Below are 16,969 nucleotides of genomic sequence, written 5' to 3' on the forward strand. Positions count from 1 at the left end.
CGCGGACAGGAGCGGCCATGCCCGCAGCCCGCCAGTCACCGCCCGAGCAGCTACAAATAACATCAAACTCAGGCAAAACCAGCCCCCAGGTGATTTCATGATCGGTCGCATTCCTGTCCTGGACGTCCGCCCTCTCGTCAACTGCGGGAAAAACCCCGCCAAGGCGGTGAGCGGAGAGACGTTCCAGGTCACCGCGACCGTCTTCCGTGAGGGCCACGACGCCGTCGGCGCCAATGTCGTCCTGCGCGGCCCGGACGGCCGGCCCGGCCCCTGGACCCCCATGCGTGAGCTGGCCCCCGGCACCGACCGCTGGGGCGCCGACGTCACACCGACGACCGAGGGCCGGTGGACCTTCAAGGTGGAGGCGTGGAGCGATCCGCTCGCCACCTGGCGCCACGCCGCCGAGATCAAGATCCCGGCCGGGATCGACACGGACCTCGTCCTGGCCGAGGGCGCCGCGCTCTTCGAGCGGGCCGCCGCCGGTGTCCCCAAGCGGGACGGCCGCGAGGCGGTCCTGGCCGCCGTGGACGGTCTGCGCGACGAGCGCCGCCCCGCCGCCGCCCGGCTCGCCGCCGCCTTCACCCCGGAGGCCGACGAGGCCCTGTCCCGCCACCCGCTGCGCGAGCTGGTCTCCGCGTCGAAGCCGGTCAAGCTGCTGGTGGAGCGGGAGAGGGCGCTGTACGGCTCCTGGTACGAGCTGTTCCCCCGCTCCGAGGGCGCCGTCGTCACCCCGGGCGAGCCCCCGGTCAGCGGCACGTTCAGAACCGCCGCCGAACGGCTGCCGGCCGTCGCCGCGATGGGCTTCGACGTCGTCTATCTGCCGCCGATCCATCCCATCGGCACCACGCACCGCAAGGGCCCCGACAACACGCTCACCCCGGGCCCCCACGATGTCGGTGTCCCCTGGGCGATCGGCTCCGCCGACGGCGGCCACGACGCGATCCACCCCGACCTCGGCACGATCGAGGACTTCGACGCCTTCGTGGAGAAGGCCGCGTCACTCCGCATGGAGATCGCGCTGGACTTCGCCCTCCAGTGCTCGCCCGACCACCCCTGGGTGAAGGAACACCCCGAGTGGTTCCACCACCGCGCGGACGGCACGATCGCGTACGCGGAGAATCCGCCGAAGAAGTACCAGGACATCTATCCGATCGCCTTCGACCGCGACATGGACGGGCTCGTCGCGGAGACGCTGCGGGTGCTGCGGTACTGGATGGACCACGGGGTACGGATCTTCCGCGTCGACAATCCGCACACCAAGCCGGTCGTCTTCTGGCAGCGGGTGATCGCCGACATCAACTCCACCGACCCCGATGTGATCTTCCTGGCCGAGGCGTTCACCCGGCCCGCCATGATGCACACCCTCGGCGCGATCGGATTCCAGCAGTCGTACACGTACTTCACCTGGCGCAACACCAAGCAGGAACTGACGGAGTATCTGACCGACCTCTCGGGCGACCCGGCGTCGTACATGCGCCCGAACTTCTTCGTCAACACGCCCGACATCCTGCACGCCTATCTTCAGGAGGGCGGCCGTCCGGCATTCGAGGTACGCGCGGTACTCGCCGCGACGATGGTGCCGTCCTGGGGCGTCTACGCGGGGTATGAACTCATGGAGAACGCCCCGGCGAAGCCCGGGAGCGAGGAGTATCTGCATTCGGAGAAGTACGAGCTGCGCCCCCGGAACTGGGAATCGGCGGAGCGAGAGGGACGCACCATCGCCCCGCTCATCACGGCGCTCAACCGGATCAGACGCCGGCACCCGGCGCTGCAGCAGCTGCGGGACATCCACTTCCACCATGCCGACAACGACGCGGTCATCGCCTACAGCAAGCGCTCGGGCCCGGACGTCGTGCTGATCGTCGTGAACCTCGATCCGCACCACACCCAGGAGGCAACGGTCTCGTTGGACATGCCGCGGCTCGGCCTCGACTGGCACGAGACCGCCCCGGTGCGCGAAGAGCTCACCGGAGAGATCTACCACTGGGGCAGGGCCAACTACGTGCGCCTGGAGCCGGGTGTCACACCCGCGCACATCGTCGTTCTGCGACCGTCCCCGCCGATCGGAGGGTCACCCACATAATGATCATCAATGAGCCTGTCCACGACAAGTTCGAGGACACTCCCGCGAAGGACCGTGACCCCGACTGGTTCAAGAGAGCCGTCTTCTACGAAGTCCTGGTGCGCTCGTTCCAGGACAGCAACGGCGACGGCGTCGGAGACCTCAAGGGCATCACCGCCAAACTGGACTATCTCCAGTGGCTCGGTGTCGACTGTCTCTGGCTGCCGCCGTTCTTCAAGTCGCCCCTGCGCGACGGCGGTTACGACGTCTCCGACTACACAGCCGTGCTGCCGGAGTTCGGCGACCTCGCCGACTTCGTGGAGTTCGTCGACGCCGCCCACCAGCGTGGTATGCGCGTGATCATCGACTTCGTCATGAATCACACCAGCGACCAGCACGACTGGTTCCAGGAGTCCCGCAAGGACCCCGACGGGCCGTACGGCGACTACTACGTCTGGGCCGACGACGACAAGCAGTTCCCGGAAGCGCGGATCATCTTCGTCGACACCGAGACGTCCAACTGGACCTTCGACCCGGTCCGCAAGCAGTACTACTGGCACCGCTTCTTCTCGCACCAGCCGGACCTCAACTACGAGAACCCGGCGGTCCGCGAGGAGATCGTCTCCGCGCTGCGCTTCTGGCTGGACCTGGGCATCGACGGTTTCCGGCTCGACGCCGTGCCGTACCTCTACCAGGAGGAGGGCACCGACTGCGAGAACCTGCCGGCCACCCACGCCCTGCTGCGCGAGGTCCGCGAGATCATCGACACGCACTACCCGGACACGGTGCTGCTCGCCGAGGCCAACCAGTGGCCGGAGGACGTCGTCGACTACTTCGGCGATTACGCCAAGGGCGGCGACGAGTGCCACATGGCGTTCCATTTCCCGGTGATGCCGCGGATCTTCATGGCCGTACGGCGCGAGTCCCGCTACCCCGTCTCGGAGATCCTCTCCAAGACCCCGGCCATCCCGACCGGCTGCCAGTGGGGCATCTTCCTGCGCAACCACGACGAGTTGACGCTCGAAATGGTCACCGACGAAGAACGCGACTACATGTACGCGGAGTACGCCAAAGATCCGCGGATGCGCGCCAACATCGGCATCCGGCGCCGGCTGGCCTCGCTGCTGGACAACGACCGCAACCAGATCGAGCTGTTCACCGCGCTGCTGCTGTCGCTGCCCGGCTCCCCGATCCTCTACTACGGGGACGAGATCGGGATGGGCGACAACATCTGGCTCGGCGACCGCGACGCCGTACGGACCCCGATGCAGTGGACCCCCGACCGGAACGCGGGCTTCTCGTCCTGCGACCCCGGCCGGCTCTACCTCCCGACGATCATGGACCCGGTCTACGGCTACCAGGTCACCAATGTCGAGGCCGCGATGGCGTCGCCGTCGTCGCTGCTGCACTGGACACGCCGCATGATCGAGATCCGTAAGCAGAACCCGGCCTTCGGGCTCGGCTCGTACACGGAACTGCCGTCGACGAATCCGGCCGTGCTCGCGTTCCTGCGCGAGGCACCGTCGCAGGACGGCAACGGTGACGACCTGGTGCTCTGCGTGCACAACTTCTCACGCTTCGCACAGCCCACGGAGCTGGATCTGCAGGCGTTCAGCGGGCGCAACCCGGTGGAGCTGATCGGCGGGGTGCGCTTCCCGGCGATCGGAGACTGGCCCTATCTGCTGACGCTGGCGGGCCACGGCTTCTACTGGTTCCGGCTCAGGCAGGACCCGACGCCGGCCTGACGCGGACAGGACCCGTCGCGGGGCGGCCGATTACCGCCGCCCCGCACGGGGCAGCATCCCCGACATCGAGTGCTCCGTGGAATCGAACAGTCCGTCGTACGGATTCCCGAAGCCGGACAGGACACGGCCCCGCGGTCCCCGTACGGGCCATCCTCACCCGACACGTCCCGCACAGCCGGACTCCGTTGCCGCAATCCGGGACACTCTGCGCATCCTGTGGTGTGCCCGGGGAAAGGACGCGATGCCATGTCGAAGGCTGCATCCGCCCGGAGCTCACCAGGCCCCGGCGCCGCGCTCCCGCCCGCCGGAGCCGCGAGGCTGGTCGACTCCCTCACCCCGCTGCTCCACGAGTGGCTGCCACGACAGCGCTGGTTCGCGGGCAAGGGCCGGCCCATCACGGGGTTCTCGGCCCTCGCCGCCACCGAGCTGATGCCCCCGGCCGGCGAGGGCCCCACGCCCGGCCTGCTCCATCTCCTGGTGCGCGTCGAACAGCGCGCCACCCCCGACCTGGACGCGCCGCCCGTCCCCGTCCCGCCCACCGACGACTGCTACCAGCTGCTCCTCGGTGTCCGGTCCGCCCTGCCGCCGGAGCTCGCCGCCGCCCGTATCGGCGTCGTCGACACCGGGCCGCTGGCCGGCCGGGTCGTCTACGAGGCGCTGCACGACCCGCGCCTCGCCGATCTGCTGCTGGAGCGGCTGCGCTCCCCCGGCGCCCTGGGGCCGCTGCGCTTCGACCGGGCGGTGGAGATCCCGGCGGGGCTCGTGCCACGGCTGCTCGGCGCGGAGCAGTCGAACTCCTCGCTCGTGTACGGCGAGGAGTACATCCTCAAGATCCTCCGCCGGGTCTTCCCCGGTGCCAACCCCGATCTGGAACTGCCCCTCGCCCTCGCCCGCCAGGGCTCCCGGCGGGTGCCGTCGCCGGTCGCCTGGTTCCAGGCCGTGGACGGCGGGGCCGGGCAGGAGCCGCTGACGCTGGGGGTGCTCCAGCCGTTCCTCAAGGACTCCGAGGACGGCTGGCAGCTGGCGCTGCGCGCGCTGGCGGACGGCAGCGCCTTCACCGACGAGGCGCGGGCGCTGGGGCGCGCCACCGCCGAGGTGCATCTCGCGCTGGCCGCCGCGCTGCCCACGGTGTCGCTGGGGCCACGGCAGACGGCTCAGCTGGCGGAGGCCATGTCCGGGCGGCTCGACGCCACCGCACAGGCGGTGCCCGCGCTGCTGCCGTACGTCACGGGGCTCCGTACGGCCTTCGACGCGCTCGCCCGGTCCGGGAACGGGGGCGACGAGAGGGCCGCGGGCGCCGCCCGGGTCACGCGGGCGCAGCGCGTGCACGGCGATCTGCATCTGGGCCAGACGCTGCGGACACCGGACGGCGAGTGGTCCCTGATCGACTTCGAGGGCGAACCCGCCCGCCCTCTGACCGAGCGCCGCCGCCCGCAGCCCGCGGTGCGCGACGTGGCGGGCATGCTCCGCTCGTTCGACTACGCCGCCCGCTCCCACGAGCCCTGGCACCCCGACTGGGCGGAGCGCTGCCGGTCGGCGTACTGCGACGGTTACGGCGAGGCGACGGGCAGCGACCCGCGCGAGGACGCCGCGCTGCTGCGGGCGTACGAGACGGACAAGGCGGTGTACGAGGTGCTGTACGAGGCCAGGAACCGTCCCGACTGGCTGCCCGTGCCGATGGCGGCGATCCACCGCCTGGCCGGTCACCGGCCCTGAGACCCACTGCCGACACGTCCGAGACCCCTTCATCCCCCGCCGAGGAGGCAGCCTCCGTGACCGCCCGCCCGCCGTCCGAGAATCCGTCTGAGCCGCAGCCGCCCGCGAAGGAGGGAAAGGAAGCGAAGGAAGGCAAGGCAGGGAAGGCGCCCAAACCTCCGAAGCCGCCGAAGCCCCCGAAGCCGGCCAAGGACGCCCGTACGCCCGCTCCGCCGCTCCCGGATTCCGACCGGCACCGGCTGCTCGGCGGCTCGCACCACGACCCGCACGCCGTGCTCGGCGCCCACCCCGGGAAGGGCGGCGTCGTCGTCCGCGCGCTGCGGCCGTACGCGAAGGCCGTGACCGTCGTCGCGAAGGACCTGCGGGCCCCGTTGCACGACGACGGCGACGGTTTCTTCTCCGGCGTACTGCCGTGGCGCAAGGTCCCCGAGTACTCGCTGCTGGTGCGCTACGGCGCGGCGGCCGACGAGAGCGGCACCACCGGCGCCGAGGTGGACGAGGCCGCCGGCGTCGACGAGGTGGAGGTGCGGGATCCGTACCGCTTCCGGCCCACGCTCGGCGATCTCGACCTGCATCTCATCGGTGAGGGCAGGCACGAGGAGCTGTGGCGGGCGCTCGGCGCACACCCGATGGTCCACGAGGGCGTCACGGGCACCCGGTTCACCGTCTGGGCACCGGACGCGCAGGGCGTGCGGATCTCCGGTGACTTCAACTACTGGGACGGCACGGTCTACCCGATGCGCTCGCTCGGCTCGACCGGTGTGTGGGAGCTGTTCGTGCCGGGCGTCGGCGAGGGCGCGCTCTACAAGTTCGACATCACCCGGCCCGACGGGACGCACACGCTCCGCGCCGACCCGATGGCCCGCCGCACCGAAGTGCCGCCGTCGACCGCGTCGATCGTCACCGAGGCGCACCATGTGTGGCACGACGAGGAGTGGATGGCACGGCGCGGGGATCTGCCCGTGCACGAGGCCCCGTTCTCCGTGTACGAGGTCCATCTCGCCTCCTGGCGACCTGGACTGACATACCGTCAACTCGCCCTCCAGCTCCCGGCGTACGTCAAGGACCTCGGCTTCACACATGTCGAGCTGATGCCGGTCGCCGAGCATCCCTTCGGCGGTTCCTGGGGCTACCAGGTCACCGGCTTCTACGCCCCGACCGCCCGGATGGGCACGCCCGACGACTTCCGCTTCCTGGTCGACGCGCTGCACCGCGCGGGCATCGGGGTGATCGTGGACTGGGTGCCGGCGCACTTCCCGAAGGACGAGTGGGCGCTGGCCCGGTTCGACGGCAGGCCGCTGTACGAGCACGCGGACCCCTCGCGCGCCGAGCATCCCGACTGGGGCACGCTGGAGTTCGACTTCGGCCGCACCGAGGTGCGCAACTTCCTTGTCGCCAACGCCGTGTACTGGTGCGAGGAGTTCCACATCGACGGTCTGCGGGTCGACGCCGTCGCCTCGATGCTCTATCTGGACTACTCGCGCGAGGCCGGCGAGTGGTCGCCGAACGAGTACGGCGGCCGGGAGAATCTGGACGCGGTCGCCTTCCTCCAGGAGATGAACGCGACCGTCTACCGCCGCTGTCCGGGAGTCGTCACGATCGCCGAGGAGTCCACGGCCTGGGACGGCGTCACCCGCGCGACGCACCATGTGGGGCCCGGGGGCTTCGGGGGTCTCGGCTTCGGCCTGAAGTGGAACATGGGCTGGATGCACGACTCCCTGGACTACGTCTCCAAGGAGCCGGTGCACCGCAAGTACCACCACAGCGAGATGACGTTCTCGATGGTGTACGCGTACAGCGAGAACTACGTCCTGCCGATCTCGCACGACGAAGTCGTCCACGGGAAGCGGTCGCTGGTCTCCAAGATGCCGGGCGACTGGTGGCAGCAGCGGGCCAACCACCGGGCGTACCTCGGCTACATGTGGGCGCACCCGGGCAAGCAACTCCTCTTCATGGGGCAGGAGTTCGCCCAGGGCGCGGAGTGGTCGGAGGGCCACGGCCCGGACTGGTGGCTGCTCGACCCGTCGTATACGGCGGAGGCCGACCATCGCGGCGTACGGGACCTGGTGCGGGACCTGAACACGGTCTACGGCCGGACCCCGGCTCTCTGGCAGCGCGACACCGTCCCCGAGGGCTTCTCCTGGGTGGAGGGCGACGCCGGGGAGGACAACGTGTTCGCGTTCCTGCGCTTCGACGCGGCGGGCGCGCCGCTGCTGGCCGTCTCCAACTTCTCGCCGGTGGTACGGCACGAGTACCGCATCGGCGTTCCGGAGGGCACCTCGGGCTGGACGGAGGTCATCAACACCGACGCGGGGCGTTACGGCGGCGGGGACGTGTTCAACCTGGACACGCTCAAGCCGGACGCGGTCCCGGCACACGGCCGCCCGGCGAGCATCCGGCTGACGCTGCCGCCACTGGCGACGCTGTGGCTGAAGCCGGTCTGATCCGTGGGCCGGACGAGGCTCAGCAGGATGAGCCGGCGCGCGTGGCGGCCGGCGGACGGTCGCACGCCGGGGCGTTCTGCGCGGACAGCACCAGCGCGACGACCGTCGCCGCCACGGCGAGTACCGCCGCCACCCTGCCCGCGCAGGCGCGTCCGCGCCTCCCGCCGCTTCTCGTACGACGCATGTCTCCCCCGTTGTGGACACGACGACCGTGCCTCTCCGGGGGCGGGGTTCACGACCCGGTCGGCCCTCCGGTGGCGCTCTCGTAAGCGAGCCGGGGCGGGACGGTGACATTCCTTACGATGCCGAGCCGCTGCGTCGCGCGGGTCAGCGCCACGTACAGGTCGTTCGTGCCACGCGGCGAACCGTCCAGAACCGCCTCCGGATCGACGACGATCACCGTGTCGAACTCCAGCCCCTTCGCCTGCCGGGGATCGAGCAGCACGACCGGCCTGGTGAGGTCGGGCTCGACTCCCCAGGAGGCGTCGGGGAGTTCGGCCGCGAGCGCGGGCAGCAGCGCGCCGGGGGCGATCACCGCGAGCCGCCCGTCGGCGCCGTGTTCCGCCGCGTGCGACGCGGCGTGCCCGACGGCGCTCGCGGCGGCCGTACGTACGACGTCGTCCGGCTTCACCTCGCGCACCCATGGCCCGGCCCCCGTCGAACGGACCGAGCGCGGCGGCTCGAAGGACGGGTCCTCCAGCCGTCTGACCTCGGCGGCGACGGCCATGATCTCGGCGGGCGTACGGTAGTTGACGCCGAGCCGTACATGCTCCCAGCGCTCGCCGACGTACGGCCGCAGGATCTGCTGCCAGGAGTCGCAGCCGGCCACGTCGCCGGTCTGCGCCGGGTCGCCGACCAGGGTCATGGAGCGGGCCGGGCAGCGGCGCATCAGCAACCGCCAGGCCATCGCGGACAGTTCCTGCGCCTCGTCTACCACGATGTGCCCGAAGGCCCAGGTACGGTCGGCGGCGGCCCGTTCGGCGGCGCTGCGGGTGTCGGACTCCTCCTGGCGCTCGGCGAGGCGTTCGGCGTCGATGAGGTCGTGCGCGAGCAGGACCTCCGACTCCTCCTCGTCCTTGTCCTCGAACTCGTAGGTGCGGGAGCCGTAACTCAGCTCCAACACCCCCTGCGCGTAAGCGATCCGCTCGCGGCGCTCGGCCTCGGCGGCGGCACGCGCCGCGGCATCGTCCTCGCCCAGCAGCTCCGCGGCCTCGTCCAGGAGGGGTACGTCGGCGGGCGTCCAGTGGTCGGCGCCGCTGACCTGACGCCGGATCAACTCCTCGTCGCCATCGGGGAGATGGGTGGGATCGGCGAGGTAGTCGGCGACGAGGTCCTGCGGGGTGAGGGTGGGCCAGAGCTCGTCGACGGCCGCCTGCACCGCCGGGCTGGTGGCGATCGCCTTGCCCAACTGCGCGATATCGGTGGGGTCGAGGAGGTTCGGGCCGCCGTACGGGTCGGCGCCGAGCCGCTCGGTGAGCTGTTCGGTGAGGGAGTCGATGACGGAGAAGGCGAAGTGGGGCCGGGCGAGATTGTGCGGGAGGCCGGCGTTACGCGCGCTCGCGCGCGCGTCCTCGGCCATCGCCCGGTCCAGGTACAGCGTTCCGTCGTCGTGCTCGATCTCGATGTGCGGATCGGGCACCCGCTGCCGGTCGCGCAGCGCGGCGGCAAGCGCGCCCGCCATCTCGGCGCGGCCCTTGACGGCCGCGGCGGCCGGGGTGTCGGTCGCGGTGGCCCGTACACCGGGGAAGAGTTCACCGGTCGTCGCCAGCAGCACACCGGTCTCGCCGAGGGAGGGCAGCACCTCGCCGATGTACCCGAGGAAGGCGGGGTTGGGCCCGACGATCAGCACGGCACGCCGGGCGAGTTGCTCGCGGTGCGCGTACAGCAGATAGGCGGCCCTGTGCAGCGCGACGGCGGTCTTCCCGGTCCCCGGCCCGCCTTCGACGACGAGGACGCCGCGGTGCGGGGCGCGGATGACGCGGTCCTGCTCGGCCTGGATGGTCCGCACGATGTCGGTCATCCGCCCGGTCCGCGCCGAGTCGAGCGCGGCGAGCAGCACGGCGTCGCCGTCCGGGTCCTCGTACCCGGTGCGGGTGGTGTCGCTGAGATCCATGATCTCGTCGTGGAGCGCCGTGACCCGGCGGCCCTCGGTGGTGATGTGCCGGCGGCGGCGCAGACCCATCGTCGAATAACCGGTGGCGAGATAGAAAGGACGGGCCACGGGAGCGCGCCAGTCGATGAGCAGCGGGGTGCGTTCGGCGTCGTCCAGGCGCATTCCGATGCGCCCGATGTGGTGGGTGACACCGTCCATGAGATCGATACGGCCGAAACAGAGTCCGGTCTCGACCGCATTCAGCGTGGTGACGGTGGTGGAGTGCTCGGCGACCCGGATGTCCCGCTCCACCATGGCCTGCCGACCGGTGCTGACCTGGCTGATCGACGTGCGTACGGCGGCTTCGGCCTGCTCCCTGAGCGCGTCGAGACGCTCATGGAGGAGCGAGACGAATTGCTGTTCGCTCCGCAATTCCTCGGTTGACAATTCGACCCCTGTCCGATAAGCTCTGCTCAGTAAGTTGCTTTTGACTTTCCATAGGAGATGTTCAGTCAGGAAAGTCGAAACACCCAATATACGCAGAGCGATACCCCGGCCGTCAATTCGGTGCCGGGGTATTTTTGTGCGCGGAGCAGGGGCGGGCGGGGGCCGCCGTGGGGCGCTCTAGGGCGTGTTTGAGAAGTAGCGTCGTCCGCCCATCGGGCGGGGCCCACGGCGTCTGGTGCGTGCGATCGCAAGGCGGAGGATCAGCCCCGTACTGGACGTACTTGGATGACTCCGACAACGCAGCGAGCGCGCGTGCCAGGCGTCGTGGGCCAGACGGGACTTCTCAAACACGCCCTAGATGACGTCCGCCAACTCCTGGAGCAGCCGGCGCTTGGGGCGGGCGCCGACCATCGACTTCACGGGTTCGCCGGCCCGGAACACGAGCAGGGTCGGCATCGCGAGGACGCCGTACCGGTTCATTGTCTCGGGGTTCGTGTCCACGTCCAGCTGGACGACCTTGAGCCGCGCGGCCTCCTCCCGGGCCACGGCGCTGAGCACCGGCGCGAGCTGCCGGCAGGGCGGGCACCAGTCCGCGGTGAACTCCACCAGCACGGGAAGACCGGCGTTCAGCACCTCACGTTCGAAGCTGTCGTCCGTCACCACGGGGACGCCCTCGGCCTGGATCATGTGTCTTCTCCTTCTCGGGGTGAGTGGATCGCCAGCTCGCACAGCGGCTCGGCGGAGGCGGCCAGCCCTTGCGCCGCCTCGGCCTGCGCGAGCTGCTCGCCGACCTGGGCACGTATGGAACCGAGCCGCCCGATCAACGCGTCCAGCTCGGCGAGCTTGCCGCGGTACACGTCGAGCGAGGCGGGACACGAGTCCCCGGCCGGATGCCCGGCCCGCAGACACTCGACGAACGGCCGCGTCTCCTCCAGCTCGAACCCGAAGTCCTGCAGGGTCCGGATCTGCTGGATCAGCCGCAGATCGCCCTCGTCATAGGTGCGGTACCCGTTCCCCGCCCGCCGTGCGGGCAGCAGCCCGCGGGACTCGTAGTAACGCAGAGCCCGGGTACTGGTCCCGGCCCGCTCCGCCAGCTCGCCGATGCGCATGTCCACGACGGTAATCCTTGACGCGGGCGTCAAGGCAACGACCGTGTTCGCAGGCCGCGTGCGGGGTCACGGTGCCTCCGCCGTCGCGAGCGCGTGCCGGATCGCGGCCAGCGCGTCCTCGTCGGTGGCGCCGAGCAGCCGCGCGGCGGCCGCGAAGTCACGGGCGTGCCCGGCGAGCGTGGCCCTGACGTCGCCGTCCGCCGCGCCTGGGGCACTCGCGGCCACCCGCGTACCGGAACCACGTCTGCCGTGCACGAGCCCCGCCGATTCCAGCGCGCGGTAGGCGCGGACGACGGTGTTGTTGGCGAGTCCGAGGTCGGAGGCGAGTTGCCGTACGGGGGGCAGCCGGTCGCCCTCGCGCAGGCGCCCCACCGAGATCAGATCCGCGAGCTGCGCCCTGATCTGCTCGAACGGCGGGACGGGTGCGCCGGAATCGACCCGGATGCTGAGCCCGCCGACGGTCATGGCCTCTCCTCGATGTGGGCGCGCGGGACGAGCAGTGCGACGAGGCACCAGCCGGCCGACACGGCCGAGACGAACGCGACCGACGCCAGGCCCAGCGCGCCCAGGTCGGTGGCCCGCCCGCCGCACGGAAGCGTGTGCACGGCCACGGCCATGGTCGACGATACGGCGAAGAGCGGCGCGGCCACCAAGACGCCCCAGGCCCCGACGGTCACCCGCGCCCTGACCCGCCGCCGCGCGTCGTCTCCCGCCCGCGCGGTGACGCGCCGCAGGGTCAGCGCGCAGACGACGCTCCCGCCACCGAGCCCACCCAGAACGGGCCACGCGTAGTACGGCCCCGGCCAGGGACCGATGACATACGTGCGCCCCTGACAGCTCCCGGCCAGCGCCCGCCCCACCCGCCCCGCCTCGTCGGCGGACGCGGTGGCGACGGAGACGGCCAGCAGGATCACCAGAAGCACGGCCTGCACACCGAGGGACCCGGCGAGCGCACGGGGCACCTGATCCCGTACCCGCCGCCGCACCACTCCCGCCTCCCGCACACCGCGCCGCCGGGGATGCGCGACGAGATCGGCGAGCAGCACACCGGCGACGGAGCAGAGCCCGAAGACCGGGATGGCGTGCAGAAGATCGACGTCCGGCTCGGGGCTGAAGGTGACGACCTGACTGATCCCGACCCCGACGACCGGCCCGGCCCACCGGAGGGGCGCGTCGACCCGGTCCCGCCAACTCCTCACCGGATCAAGAGAATTGGGCATGCGGGCTCCTCTCCCCGAGGCGTCGTAAAGTGTGTCATCTCATTGAGACAATCTGCCGATGCGAGGCGACTGTGTCAAGCAGTTGATACACCTGGCGAGTGGCGCGAAACCGACCACCTTGATTGCTCTCCGTAATCGAATGAACGTAAAATGTGGTGCGCCAGCACTCTCGACCACATCGCGTGGAGGTAGGCATGGCCCGCGCCTGGGAAGCGGATCCGTCTGCCTCATTCGAGCGGCGACTCGGCAAGTCGCCGGTCGAACTGGGGAATTCGGACGGAAATGACGAGCGTCTGGTCATCATTCCCGGAAGCACTTTGAGTGCCGCGAAGGCGGACATCTCCGATGCCTGAGGTGTGTGCGCCCGTTCTCCTGCCGGAGCGGGGTGAGCGACTCGTCCGGGAGGCGTACCGAGAAGACGTCCGCGAGCGCAGCGCCGTACTCCGTGACGCGGACTCCTGGAAGCTGGAGCGCCGCCAGCACTTCGAGGAGCAGGGCAGTCCGAGCCGTGACGCCCTTCGGCGCGGTGACTGGGAGGAGTCCCTGCGGCTCATGGCAGAACGCGGCGACACTCTCGCGGCCGCCGCCCGGAAGGACGAACGCCAGGGGCACGTGTTTCACCGCGTTCGCCTGGTCGAAGAGCCGCCGACCCCTTATCTCCAGTGGGAATTGCACTCGCTTCGGCAACAGGCCCGATTCGGCACGCGCGTACGTGTCGTGAGCGCCGAATCCGTGGCCGCGGTCGAGCGGTCACAGCCACTGCCGGAGCTCGTGGTGCTGGGCGGCCGGACCCTCTTCAACGTCCTCTATTCCGAGGCTGGACATCCACAGGGGGCGATCCGCTTCACGGAGCCCGACGTCGTGGCCGAATGGGAGCACTACATCAAGTCGCTCTACGAGTCGGGCGAGGAGATCGCGTCGTACTTCGAACGGGTCGTGGCCCGTCTCCCCGCCCCGACGAGTCTGCCGGAGTAGACGATCAGCCAGAACGGTGACGACGAGAGACGCCCCGCCGGGTCGGCGAACGACCTGTCGGGGTCCTCGCGTGACGCGCTGGACGGGGCCGTCGTGGCCGACGATCCGGGGGCCGCCGCCGGGCACTGGGCCGGTGCGTTGGAGCTGGTCCGGGGGTACGACGATCCGCGCGCCGGCGCCACTCGTGAGCGCATCGCGGCCTCGCTCGGGCGGGCCTGACCTCACTCCCGGAGCCAGAACCCCGAGCGCTCCACCCAGAGGTCCAGCAGGCGTGCGTCGCCGGTGATCTCGATGGGGGCCGGCTTCGCGGAGCGGCGGGCGTACAGGAGAAGGAGCAGGTCGGGCAGGGGGGCGCGGACCGTGACCGCCGCGGTCCCGGGGGCGGGGCCGTCCGCGCGGTGGCAGACGACCGTGTCCCCCGTGAGGTCGACCAGCCAGCCCGGTGCCGCGCCCGGTCCGCGGAAGTGCAGGGTGCGGCCGGGGCCGAGCAGCGGGGGGACTCCGGGGCGGGGCTCGATGACCTCGGGGACGGTGCCGAAGCCCATCCACTCGTCGATGCCGTCGACGGCGACGTCGTCGTCGACCGTGAACTCCGCCCCGACGGCCCAGCTCGCGTCCGCGCGGTGAACCACGGCCTCGAAGAGCATGCGGCGCGCCCAGAACGCCGTCGTTCCGCCCGGCCCCGGCGTCCATACCCGCGCCGCCGGTCCGGCGGCGCGCAGCGCGTCCGCCAGGCCCGCCGCGCCCTCGGCGACCCACGCGTCCATCGCCTCGGGGTCGGCGTCAGCGTAGGCGGAGACGTCGTTGACCAGGTCTTCCGGTACGGGTCCCGTCGCGCGGGTGCGTACGACCGACTCGGCCCAGTGGTGGGTACCGCCGACGTGCCGCAGCAGTTGGCCGAGAGTCCAGCCGGGGCAGGTGGGCACGGGGACCGTCATGTCCGCGCCTTCGACGCAGGACCGCAACAGGCAGGTCTGCGTGGCGAGTTCGGCGCGGTGACGGTCGTAGCTCAGCCCACTCATGGTGGCAGCGTAGTCCGGCGTCCGGCACCCGCCGCGCGAGAAGTTGAGTGAAGATGGCCTCGGAGTCGTACAACTGCGCATAGTCGGGAGGCCTGATGAACGAGAACGGAGACGTGGCGCTGCCCGTCGACCTCGTGACCATCTCCCGCACCGTCGCGCACGCGCTCGTCCCCAGGGCGGAGCTCCCCGAACGGTCCTGGGTGGACGCGACGACGGGGCAACTCCTCGGGCAGTTGAGCCTGTTGCTGCTGGAGGACCTCGGTGACACGGACCCGGCGCCGGTGCGGGATCTGCACCGGATCGCGTACCGGCTGCTCGACCGGAACGGGCGGCCGGACCCCCGCACACCGCCGCTGCACGCGTACGAGTACATGCGCACGCTCGCCACCGTCACCCACTCCGTCGCGGCGCTCTACACCCGCCGGTGGGGCGGCGGGCGCTGATCCGGGGCTTCAGGAATTCAACGCGCCGAGGTCATTGACGGGCCATCGGGGTTCATCTAAACAACAGTGGTGAGAGCGCTCTCAACTCCCGCTCCCGCCCCCGCAGAAGCAGCCGGACCCATCTCGGCACCATCCGCACCGGAGGTGTTCCTTGAGAACGAGCCGCACCGGAAGCAGACCTCGCACATCGCGCGCCCCCCGCACCCCCCTCCTCGCCGCCTTCCTCGCCATGTCCGTCGCCGTCGCCGGTTTCGTCGGTCTCACGACCGCCGGTACCGCGCGGGGCGACGTACCGCCCGCGCCCGGCTGGAACCTTCAGTGGAGCGACGACTTCAACGGCGGGAACGGCGCCCCGCCGTCCGCCGCCGACTGGCAGGTCGACACCGGACACGGTTACCCCGGCGGTCCCGGCAACTGGGGCACCGGCGAGATCCAGAACTACACCGCCAGCGCCGAGAATCTGAGCCTCGACGGCAACGGGAATCTGAAGATCACCCCGCTCAGGGACGGCGCGGGCAACTGGACCTCCGCCCGCGTCGAGACCAAGCGCGCCGACTTCAAGGCACCGGCCGGCGGCACCCTGCGTATCGAGGGCCGGATTCAGATGCCGAACGTGACCGGCGCCGCCGCCGCCGGTTACTGGCCCGCCTTCTGGGCGCTGGGCGCGCCCTACCGGGGCAACTACTGGAACTGGCCCGCCATCGGCGAGTTCGACATCATGGAGAACGTCAACGGGATCAACTCGGTCTGGGCGGTGCTGCACTGCGGCGTCAACCCGGGCGGCCCCTGCAACGAGACCACCGGACTCGGCGCCAACCGCGCCTGCCCCGGCACGAGTTGCCAGTCGGCCTTCCATACGTACCGCTTCGAGTGGGACCGCTCCAGCTCGCCCAACGCCCTGCGCTGGTACGTGGACGACCAGCTCTACCACACGGTCACCCAGAACCAGTTGGACGCGACGACCTGGGCCAACATGACCGAGCACGCGGGGTACTTCATCCTGCTCAACGTCGCGATCGGCGGCGCGTTCCCCGACGCGCTCGGCGGGCCGACGCCGACACCGGCCACCGTGCCGGGGCGGCCGATGCTGGTCGACTACGTGGGCGTCTGGACCCGTGGCGGCTCCGGCCCGACGGATCCGCCGACCGATCCCCCGACCGACCCGCCCTCCGGCTCCTCACAGCTCTACGCCCGCGGCGGCGGCGGTCTCGGCGACGCCGCGGCGTCCGGCGCGAACGCCACGCTCACCTCGGCGGGCGGCGCCAACCGTGACGGTACGCCGACCAATCCGCAGGTCTTCACCTCCGGCGGGATCACCCGCGCCTACAACGGCGGGGCGACCGAGTTCGACCTCCTCGTCGACGCCGGTACGACGGTGGCCAACGGCCAGCAGGTCAGGGTGAGTTACGACCGTACGGGGGACGGCAGCTGGGACCGTACGGAGACGTACCACTACTTCGCGACGGACCCCGCACCCGGCTTCGAGCACTACACACAGGCCAGAGGCCTGAAGGCGTCGACGGGTTCGCACGGCGACCTGGTCAACGGCAAGGTGCGGATCGAGGTCTGGAACGCCATCGGCAACGGGGCCAGCACGCTGGGCATCGGCAACCAGTCGGTGGTCCGCATCCCGTACGGCTGACCGGCGCGGCACCCCCATCGCACCCCCCTGGCACCCGACTCGGGCCCCACAG

16 protein-coding genes are annotated in these 16,969 nt (G+C 70.7%); 9 read left to right on the top strand and 7 right to left on the bottom strand.

Annotated elements, in window-relative coordinates; translation table 11 throughout:
* Positions 1-97 precede the first annotated feature (97 nt).
* From OIE74_RS10995 to glgB, 4 genes are all read left to right on the top strand, one after another.
* Positions 98-2,083, top strand: coding sequence for an alpha-1,4-glucan--maltose-1-phosphate maltosyltransferase (locus OIE74_RS10995; protein WP_329381316.1), 1,986 nt, complete (start codon positions 98-100; stop codon positions 2,081-2,083).
* Positions 2,083-3,807, top strand: a complete 1,725-nt coding sequence (treS, locus tag OIE74_RS11000) for a maltose alpha-D-glucosyltransferase (RefSeq protein WP_329381319.1) — start codon at positions 2,083-2,085, stop codon at positions 3,805-3,807. Before OIE74_RS10995 ends, treS begins: the two co-directional genes overlap by 1 nt.
* A 246-nt stretch (positions 3,808-4,053) precedes the next feature.
* Positions 4,054-5,523, top strand: a complete 1,470-nt coding sequence (locus OIE74_RS11005) for a maltokinase N-terminal cap-like domain-containing protein (RefSeq protein ID WP_329381323.1) — start codon at positions 4,054-4,056, stop codon at positions 5,521-5,523.
* A 56-nt stretch (positions 5,524-5,579) separates the two neighbouring features.
* Positions 5,580-7,967 carry a 1,4-alpha-glucan branching enzyme gene (gene glgB / locus OIE74_RS11010; protein WP_329381326.1) on the top strand — a complete coding sequence of 796 codons (2,388 nt, stop codon included), beginning with the start codon at positions 5,580-5,582 and terminating at the stop codon, positions 7,965-7,967.
* A 19-nt stretch (positions 7,968-7,986) separates the two neighbouring features.
* Here glgB and OIE74_RS11015 read toward each other — a convergent pair whose 3' ends face one another.
* The 6 genes from OIE74_RS11015 to OIE74_RS11040 all read right to left on the bottom strand — a co-directional run bounded on the left by OIE74_RS11015 (position 7,987) and on the right by OIE74_RS11040 (position 12,835).
* On the bottom strand, positions 7,987-8,151 hold the full coding sequence (locus OIE74_RS11015; protein WP_329381329.1) for a hypothetical protein: 165 nt from the start codon (positions 8,149-8,151) through the stop codon (positions 7,987-7,989).
* 48 nt (positions 8,152-8,199) lie between these two features.
* Complete coding sequence (locus OIE74_RS11020) at positions 8,200-10,491, bottom strand: HelD family protein (RefSeq protein WP_329392246.1); 2,292 nt, start codon at positions 10,489-10,491, stop codon at positions 8,200-8,202.
* Positions 10,492-10,860: 369 nt separating this feature from the next.
* Positions 10,861-11,193 (bottom strand): thioredoxin family protein, encoded by a 333-nt coding sequence (locus OIE74_RS11025; protein WP_329381332.1) that lies wholly within the window; start codon positions 11,191-11,193, stop codon positions 10,861-10,863.
* Positions 11,190-11,615: a MerR family transcriptional regulator gene (locus OIE74_RS11030; RefSeq protein ID WP_329392247.1), complete on the bottom strand. Its 426-nt coding sequence runs from the start codon at positions 11,613-11,615 to the stop codon at positions 11,190-11,192. The genes OIE74_RS11025 and OIE74_RS11030 overlap by 4 nt, the downstream gene beginning before the upstream one ends.
* A gap of 66 nt (positions 11,616-11,681) precedes the next feature.
* Positions 11,682-12,080 carry a GntR family transcriptional regulator gene (locus tag OIE74_RS11035; RefSeq protein WP_329381334.1) on the bottom strand — a complete coding sequence of 133 codons (399 nt, stop codon included), beginning with the start codon at positions 12,078-12,080 and terminating at the stop codon, positions 11,682-11,684.
* Positions 12,077-12,835 (bottom strand): hypothetical protein, encoded by a 759-nt coding sequence (locus tag OIE74_RS11040; protein WP_329381337.1) that lies wholly within the window; start codon positions 12,833-12,835, stop codon positions 12,077-12,079. Before OIE74_RS11040 ends, OIE74_RS11035 begins: the two co-directional genes overlap by 4 nt.
* 194 nt (positions 12,836-13,029) lie before the next feature.
* Between OIE74_RS11040 and OIE74_RS11045 the strand changes: the two genes are divergently transcribed.
* The 3 genes from OIE74_RS11045 to OIE74_RS11055 all read left to right on the top strand — a co-directional run bounded on the left by OIE74_RS11045 (position 13,030) and on the right by OIE74_RS11055 (position 14,029).
* Positions 13,030-13,188, top strand: a complete 159-nt coding sequence (locus tag OIE74_RS11045; RefSeq protein WP_329381340.1) for a hypothetical protein — start codon at positions 13,030-13,032, stop codon at positions 13,186-13,188.
* A complete protein-coding gene (locus OIE74_RS11050; RefSeq protein ID WP_329381343.1) occupies positions 13,181-13,810 on the top strand; it encodes a DUF6879 family protein in 630 nt (209 codons plus the stop codon). The genes OIE74_RS11045 and OIE74_RS11050 overlap by 8 nt, the downstream gene beginning before the upstream one ends.
* Positions 13,811-13,903: 93 nt before the next feature.
* Positions 13,904-14,029 (top strand): hypothetical protein, encoded by a 126-nt coding sequence (locus OIE74_RS11055; protein ID WP_329381346.1) that lies wholly within the window; start codon positions 13,904-13,906, stop codon positions 14,027-14,029.
* Positions 14,030-14,031: 2 nt separating this feature from the next.
* Here the strand turns inward: OIE74_RS11055 and OIE74_RS11060 are convergent, their stop codons facing one another.
* Positions 14,032-14,832 carry a maleylpyruvate isomerase family mycothiol-dependent enzyme gene (locus tag OIE74_RS11060; protein WP_329381349.1) on the bottom strand — a complete coding sequence of 267 codons (801 nt, stop codon included), beginning with the start codon at positions 14,830-14,832 and terminating at the stop codon, positions 14,032-14,034.
* A gap of 95 nt (positions 14,833-14,927) precedes the next feature.
* On the opposite strand from OIE74_RS11060, the gene OIE74_RS11065 reads away from it, so the two are divergent.
* Positions 14,928-15,275, top strand: a complete 348-nt coding sequence (locus OIE74_RS11065; protein WP_329381351.1) for a hypothetical protein — start codon at positions 14,928-14,930, stop codon at positions 15,273-15,275.
* Positions 15,276-15,504: 229 nt separating this feature from the next.
* Positions 15,505-16,917 (top strand): glycoside hydrolase family 16 protein, encoded by a 1,413-nt coding sequence (locus tag OIE74_RS11070; RefSeq protein ID WP_329392248.1) that lies wholly within the window; start codon positions 15,505-15,507, stop codon positions 16,915-16,917.
* Positions 16,918-16,969 lie beyond the last annotated feature (52 nt).

The organism is Streptomyces sp. NBC_01716 (assembly GCF_036248275.1).
In the GTDB taxonomy this organism is placed as follows: domain Bacteria; phylum Actinomycetota; class Actinomycetes; order Streptomycetales; family Streptomycetaceae; genus Streptomyces.